Source organism: Priestia sp. 179-F W1.4 NHS (assembly GCF_045369295.1).
Lineage (GTDB): Bacteria > Bacillota > Bacilli > Bacillales > Bacillaceae_H > Priestia > Priestia zanthoxyli.
Map to the genome: position 1 here is coordinate 1,596,961 of NZ_JBIQFF010000001.1, position 13,570 is coordinate 1,610,530.

At 39.8% G+C, this 13,570-nt stretch carries 13 protein-coding genes; 9 read left to right on the forward strand and 4 right to left on the reverse strand.

The genetic code is table 11. The features are described 5' to 3' along the window. The first annotated feature begins 459 nt into the window (after positions 1-459). Together ACH0CI_RS08695 and cysI are read left to right on the forward strand one after the other, a co-directional pair. Positions 460-2,268, forward strand: coding sequence for an assimilatory sulfite reductase (NADPH) flavoprotein subunit (locus ACH0CI_RS08695; RefSeq protein WP_406901262.1), 1,809 nt, complete (start codon positions 460-462; stop codon positions 2,266-2,268). Between the two features lie 22 nt (positions 2,269-2,290). Further along, positions 2,291-4,012 carry an assimilatory sulfite reductase (NADPH) hemoprotein subunit gene (gene cysI / locus ACH0CI_RS08700; RefSeq protein WP_048018962.1) on the forward strand — a complete coding sequence of 574 codons (1,722 nt, stop codon included), beginning with the start codon at positions 2,291-2,293 and terminating at the stop codon, positions 4,010-4,012. Between the two features lie 49 nt (positions 4,013-4,061). Here cysI and ACH0CI_RS08705 read toward each other — a convergent pair whose 3' ends face one another. Then, the gene (locus ACH0CI_RS08705; RefSeq protein ID WP_033580575.1) at positions 4,062-4,328 is read right to left on the reverse strand and encodes a hypothetical protein; all 267 of its coding nucleotides are present in this window, start codon (positions 4,326-4,328) and stop codon (positions 4,062-4,064) included. 199 nt (positions 4,329-4,527) lie between these two features. Between ACH0CI_RS08705 and ACH0CI_RS08710 the strand changes: the two genes are divergently transcribed. After that, positions 4,528-5,277 carry an SDR family NAD(P)-dependent oxidoreductase gene (locus tag ACH0CI_RS08710; protein WP_335707393.1) on the forward strand — a complete coding sequence of 250 codons (750 nt, stop codon included), beginning with the start codon at positions 4,528-4,530 and terminating at the stop codon, positions 5,275-5,277. Positions 5,278-5,318: 41 nt separating this feature from the next. On the opposite strand, the gene ACH0CI_RS08715 is transcribed toward ACH0CI_RS08710, so the two are convergent. Continuing rightward, the gene (locus ACH0CI_RS08715; protein ID WP_335707394.1) at positions 5,319-5,849 is read right to left on the reverse strand and encodes a GNAT family N-acetyltransferase; all 531 of its coding nucleotides are present in this window, start codon (positions 5,847-5,849) and stop codon (positions 5,319-5,321) included. A 233-nt stretch (positions 5,850-6,082) separates the two neighbouring features. Next, on the reverse strand, positions 6,083-7,087 hold the full coding sequence (locus ACH0CI_RS08720; RefSeq protein WP_335707395.1) for a DUF3231 family protein: 1,005 nt from the start codon (positions 7,085-7,087) through the stop codon (positions 6,083-6,085). A 317-nt stretch (positions 7,088-7,404) separates the two neighbouring features. On the opposite strand from ACH0CI_RS08720, the gene ACH0CI_RS08725 reads away from it, so the two are divergent. The 6 genes from ACH0CI_RS08725 (at position 7,405) to ACH0CI_RS08750 (ending at position 11,888) form a co-directional block, all read left to right on the forward strand. Beyond that, on the forward strand, positions 7,405-8,199 hold the full coding sequence (locus ACH0CI_RS08725) for an AAC(3) family N-acetyltransferase (RefSeq protein ID WP_406901264.1): 795 nt from the start codon (positions 7,405-7,407) through the stop codon (positions 8,197-8,199). 270 nt (positions 8,200-8,469) lie between these two features. Further along, complete coding sequence (ystJ, locus tag ACH0CI_RS08730) at positions 8,470-9,702, forward strand: NADP-dependent malic enzyme (protein WP_335707397.1); 1,233 nt, start codon at positions 8,470-8,472, stop codon at positions 9,700-9,702. Positions 9,703-9,866: 164 nt separating this feature from the next. Then, positions 9,867-10,172 carry an antibiotic biosynthesis monooxygenase family protein gene (locus tag ACH0CI_RS08735; RefSeq protein ID WP_013057785.1) on the forward strand — a complete coding sequence of 102 codons (306 nt, stop codon included), beginning with the start codon at positions 9,867-9,869 and terminating at the stop codon, positions 10,170-10,172. Continuing rightward, entirely contained in the window at positions 10,169-10,534 is a 366-nt protein-coding gene (locus ACH0CI_RS08740; protein WP_025751140.1) for a hypothetical protein, read from the forward strand. Before ACH0CI_RS08735 ends, ACH0CI_RS08740 begins: the two co-directional genes overlap by 4 nt. A 190-nt stretch (positions 10,535-10,724) precedes the next feature. Further along, positions 10,725-11,369 (forward strand): hypothetical protein, encoded by a 645-nt coding sequence (locus tag ACH0CI_RS08745; RefSeq protein ID WP_335707398.1) that lies wholly within the window; start codon positions 10,725-10,727, stop codon positions 11,367-11,369. Between the two features lie 99 nt (positions 11,370-11,468). Beyond that, a complete protein-coding gene (locus tag ACH0CI_RS08750) occupies positions 11,469-11,888 on the forward strand; it encodes an Rrf2 family transcriptional regulator (RefSeq protein ID WP_063247319.1) in 420 nt (139 codons plus the stop codon). Between the two features lie 30 nt (positions 11,889-11,918). On the opposite strand, the gene ACH0CI_RS08755 is transcribed toward ACH0CI_RS08750, so the two are convergent. Then, entirely contained in the window at positions 11,919-13,541 is a 1,623-nt protein-coding gene (locus ACH0CI_RS08755) for a glutamate/serine transporter AimA (protein WP_335707399.1), read from the reverse strand. Positions 13,542-13,570 lie beyond the last annotated feature (29 nt).

The window sequence follows — 13,570 nt, forward strand, 5'->3', positions numbered from 1 at the left end:
TAAATTTCAGAATATACTGTCTTTTACGTATAGTGTTTTTTAAAAGGATTAATGTTACATTTATTATGTAACATTCTGATGAGAAAGAAAACCGTTTCTACAAAACTTCTCTAAAAATTACAAAATATTCATATTCGTGTGAAGGATGTAGAATGAGCAGATATGGAAGTAACTGCATTTATAAAAAACGTAACGACAGCTTCAATTATTAATGATCTTAATACTAGTTATCAATTATATGTATTTTACTAATTTATTCTTCTCCGATAAAATGCAGGTAGACGAATTTGATAAGAATTTTCTAATGATTTATATAATTAAATTTGATATAATCTATAGGAATAATAATGTATGAAGGGAAACATCATTGATTAATTAGACACAGGTATTACATGTTGTTGAAGATGATTCGTAAAAGCATACATATTTAAATTATATACTTTTGTGAGGTGGACAGTGTTGCAACTTAAGGTAGTAAACAGCCCTTTTAATCAAGAACAAGCAGATTTGCTTAATCGCCTTCTGCCGACATTAACAGAAGCACAAAAAATGTGGTTGAGTGGTTATTTAACAGCATCTCAATCTACGTCTGCCGAAGGAACGCCAGACGTTTCTACAGCAGCGCCTGCTCAAGCGGAGCAGACGATTTCAAAAGACGTAACGATTCTTTACGGATCACAGACAGGAAATGCTCAAGGTCTTGCTGAAAATACAGGCAAAACGCTTGAAGCAAAAGGTTTTAATGTAACTGTATCTTCTATGAATGATTTCAAACCAAATAATTTAAAGAAACTTGAAAATTTATTAATTGTTGTAAGTACACATGGAGAAGGAGAGCCGCCTGATAACGCGCTATCTTTCCACGAATTTCTTCACGGCCGTCGAGCGCCAAAGCTTGAGAATTTCCGTTTTTCTGTCTTGTCGCTTGGAGACAGCTCATACGAATTTTTCTGTCAAACAGGGAAAGAATTTGATGTGCGCTTAGCAGAACTTGGCGGTGAAAGACTGTATCCGCGCGTTGACTGTGATTTAGATTTTGAAGAGCCCGCAAATAAATGGCTTAAAGGTGTTATTGACGGATTAAGCGAAGCGAAAGGACACAGCGCTTCGGCAGCTGTTCCGGCGGAAGCTCCTGCAGGAACTTCGCCGTACTCAAGAACAAATCCTTTTAAAGCAGAAGTGCTTGAGAACTTAAACTTGAACGGCCGCGGATCAGATAAAGAAACGCGACACTTAGAACTATCTCTAGAAGGTTCAGGTTTGACGTATGAACCGGGAGACAGTTTAGGTATTTATCCTGAAAATGATCCTGAGCTTGTTGATCTTCTTCTTAACGAATTCAAGTGGGATGCGAGTGAAAGTGTAACGGTTAATAAAGAAGGAGAAACGCGTCCTCTTAGAGAAGCGCTACTCTCTAATTTTGAAATTACCGTGTTAACAAAGCCGCTTTTAAAGCAAGCAGCTGAGCTTACTGGAAATGATAAATTAAAAGCGCTTGTAGAAAATCGCGAGGAATTAAAAGCATACACACAAGGCCGTGATGTAATTGACTTAGTTCGTGACTTCGGCCCATGGAACGTATCAGCACAAGAGTTTGTAGCTATTTTACGCAAAATGCCAGCGCGCCTTTATTCAATTGCAAGCAGCTTGTCAGCAAACCCTGACGAAGTTCATCTAACAATTGGAGCGGTACGTTACGAAGCGCATGGACGTGAGCGTAAAGGTGTTTGTTCAGTCCTATGTTCAGAACGTTTGCAGCCAGGTGATACGATTCCTGTATACCTTCAAAGCAATAAAAACTTTAAGCTTCCTCAAAACCAAGAAACGCCGATTATTATGGTGGGACCTGGTACAGGTGTGGCTCCGTTCCGCTCATTTATGCAAGAGCGTGAAGAAACAGGAGCAAAAGGTAAGTCATGGATGTTCTTTGGAGATCAGCACTTTGTAACAGACTTCCTTTACCAAACAGAGTGGCAAAAGTGGTTAAAAGACGGCGTGCTAACGAAAATGGACGTGGCGTTTTCACGCGATACTGAAGAAAAAGTATACGTACAAAACCGTATGCTTGAACATAGTAAAGAATTATTCCAGTGGTTAGAAGAAGGCGCATCTTTTTATGTGTGCGGAGATAAAACAAATATGGCACGCGACGTGCACAACACGCTAGTTGAAATTGTTGAAACAGAAGGCAAGATGAGCCGCGAAGAGGCGGAAGCTTACCTTGCTGAAATGAAGAAACAAAAACGTTATCAGCGTGATGTATACTGAGGATTGAAAGGAGATTTTCAACATGGTAAACAAAATTTTAAAAGCGCCCGAAGGTCCTCCAAGTGACGTTGAGCGCATAAAAGATGAAAGTAATTATTTACGCGGTACATTAGGAGAAACAATGCTAGACCGCATCAGCTCAGGTATTTCTGAAGACGATAACCGTTTGATGAAGTTCCACGGAAGCTACTTACAAGATGATCGAGATCTTCGTAATGAACGTCAAAAACAAAAGCTAGAGCCAGCTTACCAATTCATGCTTCGCGTTCGTACGCCAGGCGGTGTTTCAACACCAGAACAGTGGCTAGTGATGGATGATTTAGCACAAAAATACGGAAATGGAACGTTAAAGCTGACAACTCGTCAGGCGTTCCAAATGCACGGAATTTTAAAGTGGAACATGAAGAAAACGATTCAAGAAATTCATGCTTCTTTATTAGACACAATTGCAGCTTGCGGAGATGTAAACCGTAACGTAATGTGCAATCCGAACCCATATCAGTCAGAAGTGCATGCTGAAGTATTCGAATGGTCAAAAAAATTAAGTGATTATTTATTGCCTCGTACAAGAGCGTACCACGAACTTTGGCTAGATGAAGAGAAAGTAATTAGCACACCGGAAGTGGAAGAAGAAGTGGAACCAATGTATGGTCCGCTCTATTTGCCAAGAAAGTTCAAAATTGGCGTAGCTGTGCCACCTTCTAACGATATTGACGTGTATTCACAAGATCTTGGCTTTATTGCCATTTTAGAAGACGAGAAACTTGTTGGATTTAACGTAGCAATCGGCGGCGGTATGGGTATGACGCACGGGGATAAAGCAACTTACCCTCAGCTTGCAAAAGTGATTGGCTTCTGCCGACCTGACCAAATTCTAGAAGTAGCGGAAAAAGTCATTACGATTCAACGTGATTACGGAAACCGCTCTGTGCGTAAAAACGCGCGTTTTAAATACACGGTTGATCGTCTTGGATTAGAAACGGTAAAAGAAGAGCTTGAAAACCGTCTGGGCTGGAGCTTAGACGAAGCAAAATCTTATCACTTTGATCATAACGGAGACCGCTACGGCTGGGAAAAAGGTGTGAAAGGAAAATGGCACTTTACTCTTTTTGTTCAAGGTGGACGTATTGCTGACTTTGAAGACTATAAGCTTATGACGGGTCTTCGTGAAATTGCAAAAGTTCATAGCGGTGATTTCCGTTTAACGGCCAATCAAAATTTAATTATCGCGAATGTATCCACTCAAAAGAAAAAGCAAATTAGTGACTTGATTGAACAGTATGGATTAACAGACGGCAAGCATTATTCGGCTCTTCGCCGCAGCTCATTAGCTTGCGTATCGCTTCCGACTTGCGGGCTTGCGATGGCAGAAGCTGAGCGTTATCTTCCAGTTCTTGTTGAGAAAATTGAAGCAATTGTAGATGAAAACGGTCTTCGCGATAAAGAAATCACGATTCGTATGACGGGCTGTCCTAACGGCTGTGCGCGTCCTGCTTTAGGTGAAATTGCTTTTATCGGTAAAGCACCGGGCAAATACAATATGTATCTTGGAGCAGCATTTGACGGCAGCCGCTTAAGCAAAATGTATCGTGAAAATATCAGTGAAGAAGAAATTTTAAATGAACTGCGCGTCTTACTTCCTCGCTATGCAAAAGAAAGAGAAGAAGGCGAGCACTTTGGTGACTTTGTCATCCGCGCTGGAGTAATTGAAGCTGTAACAGACGGCACGAATTTCCACGCATAATACGTAAAAAGGGACTTTTCTAACTTACAGAAAAGTCCCTTTTTCTATTTTAGTATTCTCTAACAAATACAGCTACTCCAAATACCCCTAATCTTTCAGCAGTAATTTGTTCAAAGCCGTTGTCAAGTAAACAATGAGCTGCAGTGCGGTAGCGCTGACCTTGAGCTAACAAACGTCCGCAAGGATTTGCGCGGCCAATTACCGTTGCTTCTACGATGGTACGAGGAGCTTGTCTATCCAAAGGATTTCGCTCCCACAGAATTGTCACCACATCCGGAGGACGCGGAATAGATACATTACCCGTGTGTTCATGCATAGCCATCACCTCCTTACCCTATAGTAAATGCAAAAAATCACAGACTGCTTGTACACACGCTGATTTTTAGTAAAAAAGGCGTTTGGCTATGCCTAACTTAACCAATTTCATAGCAATGAGGTGATGAATAGAAACGGCTGGTAGAAAAAAAGAATGCTATAATGTAAAAGAAAGGAATTTTTATCAAGGAGGGAGAAACATGCAGCAAAAACGAGTAGCGGTTATTACAGGGGGAGCAAGCGGGATTGGCAAAGAAACTGCCTTAAAGTTCGCGCAAAAAGGAGACGCAGTGGTCATTGCTGATTATGATGAAGGAAAAGGAAAAGAGACTCTTCAAAAAATTGAAGAAGCGGGAGGCCACGCTTTATTTGTGCAAACGGACGTCACCAAGTTTGAAGAAGTGGAAGCACTGATTGAGGAAACGGTGAACACATTTGGACGAATTGATGTGATGTTTAACAATGCAGGGATTGGACGCCCTACTTCTATTTTAGATCAAGACTTAGAAGAATATCACCGTATTATTAACGTGAATCAGCACGGCGTTACATATGGGATTATGGCAGCGGGTAGGAAAATGAGAGAGTTAGGTATTAAAGGCGTCATTATCAATACGGCCTCTATTTTTAGCTTCTTAGCTTCACCCGGAACGTATGCTTATCATGCAACAAAAGGAGCTGTTGTGATGATGACAAAATCAGCTGCGCTAGATCTCGCTAAATACGGTATTCGCGTCGTCGCCGTTGCGCCAGGATTTGTTGATACGCCTATTATTCAAGGCTATAAAGACAACGGTATGATTGAAGGAATGAAAGCGAAAACAATGAGCAGAGAGCTCACTAATCCAAAACAAATTGCAGATATGGTTTATTTGCTGTCCTTAGAAGAAGCGGGAGCTGTAAACGGCAGTGTCATAATGGCTGATGATGGGTATGCGGCGTTTAAATAAAACGAAAAAGGATTCTTTTCTTAAAAAGAATCCTTTTTTTATTATGTAGAAGGCAGGGAGCTATAAACAAGCGTATCGTAAGCTTTTCCGTTTTGATACATATAGTTTTTTAACACTCCTTCTTGTTGAAACCCGAGCTTTTCAAGCACGTGCTGAGATGCCTTGTTTTCAAGAAACACAACAGCTCCAATCCGCACTAGCTGAAGGGTATCAAATCCATAAGCCATAACAGCCGAAGCAGCTTCCGAAGCATAGCCGTACCCCCAGTGTTCAGGGTGCAGCTCATAGCCAATTTCCGCCCGCTTATGCTTTTGGTTCCACTGATTCAATCCGACTGTCCCGATTAGTTCCCCCGTATCGAGTCGTTCGATTCCCCAGCGCAAACCTTTTTGATTTCTGTAATTTTCAGCAAAAATATCAATCAGCACCAAAGCTTCTTGGAAAATTGTGAATTTTTCTTGCCCGTAATATTTGATAACTTCTTCCTGAGAAAAGCAGTCGAAAATAGTATCTGCATCCGCTTCTGTTATTTCACGCAGTGTAGTGCGAGGTGTACGAAGAATAGGAAACATACGTTTCTCCTTTCTATTTTATATAGAAAGTTTTCGGCAGCCCGGAGAAAATTCCTTTTATTTTTTGTCATAAGGTAAGTAGAAATATGAGCTAAAAGACTAAGAAGAAGAGAGGAAGAGCTTCTAAACAACCCAAACAATTTTTATGTAAGGGTAGCAAAAACAGTATACTAAAAAAACAAATGGGAAAGCTAGCTGCACGTTTAGCAGCTAGCTTTCCCATTTGCAAGAACCTATTTTTTCGTTAACTGATTGCGATCTTCAATTTGAGGAGGCTCTTCAAGCCATCCGTTTTGAATCATAATTTTTCCGCCTTCTTTTGCCAAACTGTAAATGTCTTTTGCAAGCTGGAGCATCTTTAATGGCAAATCACTTCTTAAACTAAAGGCTCCTCCTAAGGCGTTACTCCCCAGACCGAACGTACTCAAAAGACTCGTATTGTACATCATCAGCTTATCTGAAAAAGGAGGAACGGTTGAATTCGTCGCTTTTCCAGCATGAGTAGCCGGAGGTTCTATGTAGCTATGGCGTAAAATATCACCTAATTCTGTTTCAATTTTCTTCGAAAGCTTCATACCCCTGACAAAATGCTGCTGTGCCTCTTTGTTGTTGGCTACTTGAGCAAAACCAATCATCAGCTGCATTCCTACAAGATTTGTATCAACAGCATGTTGAATAAGTGACACTTCAATGGTATTCAACGATCTTTTTTCGCTAAACCAGCTCAATCCGCCTATATAATTTTGCGCATGGACAAAATGGACTTCCTTCGGCATAGAAACGTATGGGGGTTTTGCGATGACACCCGTTTCTAACAATACTTGTGTGGATTGATTGTATATGTTCTGTGCTTCTGCTGTTGCCTCTACGAAGAAATTCCGGATATCTTCTCGGTAAGACATGGTCGAATGCAAAGCAAACAGTCCTGTTTCAATTTGAGACATTAAGCGTATATACATAACTTCAAACATATGGTCGTATAGCTTAGGAACTCCTACATTCACGTCATCTTTCGTAAAACCAATTGGGATAACAGCGCCTTCGTTCTCAAATATTTCTTTTATTTGCGCTACACTTTTTAAAGATCGGTTGTAATATAGTTCAAAAAGTTCTTTGTAATCCTGTTTATCTTCCAGAAAATATTCTAAGAACCTCAAAATCATCGTTTTTTCCTGATAAGTCATCCATAAGTTAGCAAGCTCTGAGGACGTGAGCGGCGGAAGTTTTGATGTGCTCATTGTACACATTCCTCCTGAAAATAGTGATAGGTAAATATGTATAGCTTCCTTAGTATTTCTTTTATTTATAGGAATATTCTTCTTTTTAATTTATTGAAAGACCTCAATAGCGGTTATTATAGTAGGATAATTGAAGGAAATAAACCTTACCAACAAGTCAGTTGTATGATAACTGATATGAATAAAACTAAGTTTTTATATTACTTTAAATAATTTGACAATTGATGTTATTCTTACTATTATGGAAACATAAGTTTTACATATATTTCTAGAGTTCAGCAATACATTCTAGCAGCACTATAAGTAAGGAGCTTACGATGAAGCACATTGTCCAAGCAACAGATCATCCTAGAACGAAAGAGATGTTAAAAGAAGATTTACGCAGGTTAGGCATCACACAAGGGATGACTATCATGGTTCATTCTTCGCTATCTTCATTAGGGTGGGTAAACGGAGGTTCAGTAGCCGTTGTTCAAGCTTTAATGGAGACAGTGACAGAGGAAGGAACGATCGTTATGCCGTCACAGTCGGTCGATCTTTCGGATCCATCAGAATGGGGCAATCCGGCTGTGCCAAAAGAGTGGTGGGAAACTATTCGGGAAACGATGCCTGCATATGATCCAGCCCACACGCCAACAAGCGGGATGGGACAAATTGTGGAAACTTTTCGAACATATCCTGGCGTAAGAAGAAGCAGCCATCCAATGTATTCATTCGCCGCTTGGGGAAAGGACAGCGAAGACATCTTAAGAGATCATCCCCTTGAATTTAGTTTAGGCGAAAATTCTCCTCTTGAAAGGCTTTACAAAAAACATGCCTTTGTTTTATTATTAGGTGTCGGGTTTGGGAATAATACTTCTTTTCATCTAGCAGAATATCGGATTCCATATCGAAATGTGATTCAAAAAGGATCTCCAGTTATAGATTCAGGAAAGCGAGTATGGAAGACGTATAAAGAATTAGAGTTTCGAGAAGGGCTGTTTGAAGAGATAGGTGAAGCGTTTATTGAAGCAAAAGGAATAAAAGCTGAAAAAATTGGTTCAGCACGTGCATACTTCTTTTCAATGCCTAAAGCCGTCGATTTTGCTGAAACGTATTTGAAAGCGCTATAGTGAGCGCTTGTATGCTTTCTAAGTTGTCTGTATATCAGACAACTTGAAGTAAGACAAACAAGAGTTGCCGACACGTCTATACTTTATATTGACAAAGCGCAGCAGTCGTTTAAGCAAGATAGTTTACTTTTTATGTTTCTTGTTTCATAATGGCACTTGTCTGTGAATTTATTCAGTCAGGTTGTCTTACAATTATGGAGATAAAAAGCAAGTGTTAAATAAATTCATTAAAAAATTTAAATGTATAGAAAAAAAGGAGAGAATACAATTATGTCACTACGTGATCAAGCACTACATATGCATCAAGAAAAACAAGGTAAGTTAGAAGTTAAATCAAAAGTTGAAGTTCAAAACGCTCAAGATTTAAGTTTAGCTTACTCTCCGGGAGTAGCAGAACCTTGTAAAGAAATTCATGAACATCCAGAAACGGTGTATGATTACACAATGAAAGGAAACATGGTCGGCGTTGTGACAAATGGTACGGCTGTCCTTGGTCTTGGAAATATCGGACCTGCGGCTTCACTTCCCGTTATGGAAGGAAAAGCAATTTTATTTAAAAGCTTTGCAGGCGTAGATGCATTCCCAATTGCACTTGATACAACAGATACAGATAAAATTGTTGAAACTGTGAAATTAATGGCTCATACATTCGGAGGCATTAACTTAGAAGATATCGCAGCTCCACAGTGCTTTGAAATTGAAGAGCGCCTGAAAAAAGAAGTAGATATTCCTGTGTTCCATGATGATCAGCACGGTACAGCGATCGTAACGGTAGCAGGACTTGTAAATGCACTAAAAATTGTCAATAAACCAATGGAAGACTTAAAAATCGTCTTAAACGGAGCAGGAGCTGCCGGCATTGCCATTACAAAACTTCTTTATTCTTACGGCGTACGTGACATGATTATGTGTGATACAAGAGGTGCTATTTATGAAGGACGCCCTCAAGGTATGAACAAAGTAAAAGCGGAAGTGGCTTCTTATACAAACGTAAACAAAGAAAGCGGTACGCTAAGCGATGTAATTAAAGACGCAGATGTATTTATCGGCGTATCTGCAGCAGATGCATTATCTCAAGAGATGGTTAAATCAATGAATGAAGATGCAATTATCTTTGCGATGGCAAATCCTAATCCCGAAATCAAGCCAGACGCTGCAAAAGAAGCAGGAGCGGCTGTTATTGGAACAGGTCGTTCAGACTTCCCTAACCAAGTAAATAACGTTCTTGCATTCCCTGGAATTTTCCGCGGTGCGTTAGACGTTCGCGCTACTCATATTAACGAAGAAATGAAAAAAGCTGCTGTTGAAGCAATTGCAGCCCTTATTACAGAAGAAGAGCTAAACGCAGATTACGTGATCCCTGGACCATTTGATCCTCGCGTAGCGCCAGCTGTAGCAGAGTCTGTAGCAAAAGCAGCAATGGATTCAGGCGTTGCCCGTATTACAATTGATCCAGCACGTGTAAAAACACATACAGAACAATTAACAAAAATCGAAAACTAATAACAGATAGAAAATCCCTTTGAAACGCTGTTTCAAAGGGATTTTTATGTTAAAGACCTGCTGTAACCCCAGTGAAATCTAAACGTAACACCATTTCATCTCCCGTATGATGTACAATAAAGAGAAAAGAACCCAGGTTTTGTATCATAAAGGGAGGAACCAAGATGTACACCGTATTTTCAACATTTAATGTACCGGATGAAAAAGCTGAAGAAGTGATTGGAATTTATAAAAATCGTTCAAAATCAGTTGACGAGGCTCCAGGATTTGTAGATTTTCTACTTCTTCAAAACGATAAGCGAGCAGGGGAGCTCACCGTTCAGCTTACATTTGATACGAAAGAGAATTATTTAAGCTGGGTACGAAGCGAAGATTTTAAGCGTATTCATGATTTAGAGAAAAAGTACCCTGATCAAGAACTGGCAGCTGTCATCCCAAAAGTTTCTCAGTACAAAGTGGTGGCACGATGAGTTCACTTCCCGTTAATAAGATCGTCGAAAGAGTAACGGAGAAAATCTACGAGTTAGAACCTTCTTTGCTCGAAAAATTCGGAGAGCGCGGCAAAGAAAGATGTCATGAAGATAATCATTATCATATGAAGTATCTTGAGACAACATATAAGTTAGATAATCTGCAAATTTTTACGGACTATGCCTTATGGTTAAACAATTTACTCACAAGCCGAGGCATGAAAACACAGCATATTATTGATAATTTTAATTTTATACAAGAAGCGCTGTTTGAACTAGATAATTACGGTGATAAACAAGTACAGGCGTATGTGACTTACTTAGAAGAAGCGAATCATATATTGAAGCAACAGCAGCTTTAAAAAGAAGCTAGGACAAAAGTGTTTTAGTTGAAAGAAAATCCGAATGGGTTTGATTCTTTATAAAGAATTCAATCCGTTCGGATTTTTTCATTGGTAGGGTAAGCGTAGGTTTCCTGGATGTCGTTATGTTTCACTTTTTTGTTTTACATATGTATAAAGGTGGAAATAAAAAAGAAAAAGGAGAATACATATGCAAAAACAGCTAACAAAAGGAATCCTGTCCTTAGTCACTCTATGTATGATTGGAAGTGCGGCAGCTTGTTCAGGTGAACCAGCTAACAAGACAAAATCCGACAATCATAAAGCAGAGGAAAAACCAATTGAAGACCGTCAAGAATTGACAAAGCTACAGCAGTATTCGAGCGACCCAGACATTAAAAAGGGGAAAGAAGAAGATTTTGACTTGATCGGTACGTTAAAAAAAGACGCTGAAAAAGAAATGACTCTGAATATTGATGATCAACTTGTTAAAGTACCAAAGAGCTCTGGGATGGAAGTGGAAGGCTCACAGCTAAAAGATATGCTTAATAAAGAAGTAGAAGCTGAGATTGACGCAGCTACACAAGAAGCAATTAGTATTGAATTAACTCCAAAAGCAAAAGCAGATAAAGATGGCGTATACGAACAAGATGGAAACGAACGTAAAGTTGTGGGTATTTTTATAGAAGAAAGTAACAAACATCTAACGGTAAAAGTTCCAAACGGCAAAAAAACGTATCAAAAAAGCACAGATTTTGAAAAAGAAGAAAAAGGCAGTTTAAAAGAAAAGACGGTATACCTTGAAATCAACTCAGCTAACGAAGTAGAAAGTATAGAAAAAGAAGACCGTGAATAAATAAAGCTACAGTTCTTCTTTCCTTCCTTGCTCTCTTGACTTTTTGAACTGTGTCACTTAACGTTGCAGTAGAGAAAGAAAAAAGGTGGTTTATGGAAGATGAACAGTGAATTTACCATTGCCGTGCACAGCTTAGTGTTCCTAGCAAATTTACCAGATCACCGAGCAAGCAGTGAATTGATTGCTTATAACATCTGTACCAATCCTGCACGGGTTCGGAAAACAATGAGTACACTCAGAAAAAACAACTTGGTTCGGACAAAAGAAGGGCTAGGGGGTGGTTATACTTTAGGCTGCAGCCCTGCTGAAATAAGTCTTGGGCTGATTTACCGAGTTATATCGACAGGAACGTTGAAGCCTCACTGGTGCAGCGGCGACCCTGACGCTGACTGTATTGTGAAATCAAACATTCAAACAGTGATGGACGACATTTTTACAGAGAGTGAGCAAAGCGTCATCAGGCATTTAGATCAAATTACGATCGAAGACGTGCTGAAAAAAGTTAGAACTGCTCACTAAAAAGCACCTTGCTTATGCAAGGTGCTTTTGTTATGACTCTTTAGAAGCTGCTGTTTCATTCACTGCTGCTTTTAAGTCGTCATTTACTTTTCTTCCATTCTCTAAATACTCAGTTTTGAAGCCGCTTTTTAAAGCCCATGTGTAGAAGAGAAGAGAAACAATAACAATAATTCCCATATCCCATCCGTATTTAATAACATTAAGGCCGCCAAACTTTTCGCTTCCAAGCCAGGAAATAGTCATCATACAAAGTAAGTATACAACCATCCATACGCCGCCTTTGAAGTTCTGTCGAAAGCCTTTCCATTTAGCCTTTGCTTGATAATAAAAATAAATAGGAAGGCCGATTAAAATAATAAACAAAACTTGTCCAGTTAGCGGCCAGCGCGCCCAATATAAGGTTAAAGAGGCAAAAATAAAACCAAGCGGCGCAATGATGCTTAATCCTTTTAAACGAAGGGGGCGATATAAATCGCTGCCAGTTCGTCTTAGCGTCATAACCGTAACAGGACCTGTAATGTAAGAGATAAGCGTAGCGACTGAAATAATTTCAGCAAGCACGCCCCAGCCCCGAAATAAAAACAAAAAGATAAGAGCAACAGCTAAGTTAAAAAACATGGCTTGACGCGGAACACCATAAATCGGATGAAGGCGTCCTAGGACACTTGGCAAATATTTATTTTGTTCCATACCATAAATCATTCGAGCAGTAGTAGCTGTATACGTAATACCCGTTCCAGATGGTGAAACAAACGCATCTGCATACAGGACAATGACAAGCCAGTTAATGTTAAGGGCAATGGCTAAATCTGCAAACGGAGAGTTAAAGTTTAAATGACTCCATCCCTTCGCAATATCAGAAGGATTTACTGCCCCGATAAATGCAATTTGTAGAAGCAAATAAATGACTGTAGCAACTAAAATTGAGCCTACTACCGCAATCGGAATGGAGCGGCCCGGATTTTTCGCTTCTCCCGCCATATTAATAGGGCTTTGAAAACCGTTAAAAGCAAACACAATCCCAGACGTAGCAACAGCTGTAAGCACGCTAGCCCAGCCGTTTGGTGCGATGCTGCTTCCAGAAGTGAAGTTCTCGCCGTGAAAGCCTACAAATAAAAGTGCTCCGATTGTAAGTCCTGGTATAACAATTTTAAAAATAGTAATTAACGAGTTGGCTTTGGAAAATAGTCCAACTGTCCAATAATTCAGTAAAAAGTAAATAATCAATAGCACAGTAGCGATAGCTAATCCTTCGCCAGTTAACGTTCCTTTTTCTACGAGGTGGCTTGTCCACTGTGCCCACTTCCAAGGCCACGAACTCATATACTGTACAGAAGCTACTGCTTCGACTGGAATAACGGATACAATTGCAATCCAGTTTGCCCAAGCAGCAATAAAACCAATAAACGAACCGTGTGAGTACTGCGTATACTTGACCATCCCGCCGGCTTCGGGAAACATGGATCCTAATTCACTGTAAGAAAGTGCAATAAATAAAATAACGACCATTCCAATGACCCATGATAAAATAGCAGCCGGCCCTGCAATTTGAGCTGCTCGCCACGCTCCAAATAACCAGCCGGAACCAATAATTGATCCAAGTCCCGTCATGGTTAACGCGAATGTTCCCATTCTTCGATGTAAATTGTTCATCTGACTAACACCTTTCATGTAAAATAAGT

Coding starts and splice junctions, on each gene's coding strand:
- ACH0CI_RS08745 (WP_335707398.1), top strand. CDS start 10,725: ATGCAAAAACAGCTAACAAAAGGAATCCTGTCCTTAGTCACTCTATGT.
- ACH0CI_RS08735 (WP_013057785.1), top strand. CDS start 9,867: ATGTACACCGTATTTTCAACATTTAATGTACCGGATGAAAAAGCTGAA.
- ACH0CI_RS08705 (WP_033580575.1), bottom strand. CDS start 4,328: ATGCATGAACACACGGGTAATGTATCTATTCCGCGTCCTCCGGATGTG.
- ACH0CI_RS08750 (WP_063247319.1), top strand. CDS start 11,469: ATGAACAGTGAATTTACCATTGCCGTGCACAGCTTAGTGTTCCTAGCA.
- ACH0CI_RS08715 (WP_335707394.1), bottom strand. CDS start 5,849: ATGTTTCCTATTCTTCGTACACCTCGCACTACACTGCGTGAAATAACA.
- ystJ (WP_335707397.1), top strand. CDS start 8,470: ATGTCACTACGTGATCAAGCACTACATATGCATCAAGAAAAACAAGGT.
- ACH0CI_RS08725 (WP_406901264.1), top strand. CDS start 7,405: ATGAAGCACATTGTCCAAGCAACAGATCATCCTAGAACGAAAGAGATG.
- ACH0CI_RS08755 (WP_335707399.1), bottom strand. CDS start 13,541: ATGAACAATTTACATCGAAGAATGGGAACATTCGCGTTAACCATGACG.
- cysI (WP_048018962.1), top strand. CDS start 2,291: ATGGTAAACAAAATTTTAAAAGCGCCCGAAGGTCCTCCAAGTGACGTT.
- ACH0CI_RS08710 (WP_335707393.1), top strand. CDS start 4,528: ATGCAGCAAAAACGAGTAGCGGTTATTACAGGGGGAGCAAGCGGGATT.
- ACH0CI_RS08740 (WP_025751140.1), top strand. CDS start 10,169: ATGAGTTCACTTCCCGTTAATAAGATCGTCGAAAGAGTAACGGAGAAA.
- ACH0CI_RS08720 (WP_335707395.1), bottom strand. CDS start 7,087: ATGAGCACATCAAAACTTCCGCCGCTCACGTCCTCAGAGCTTGCTAAC.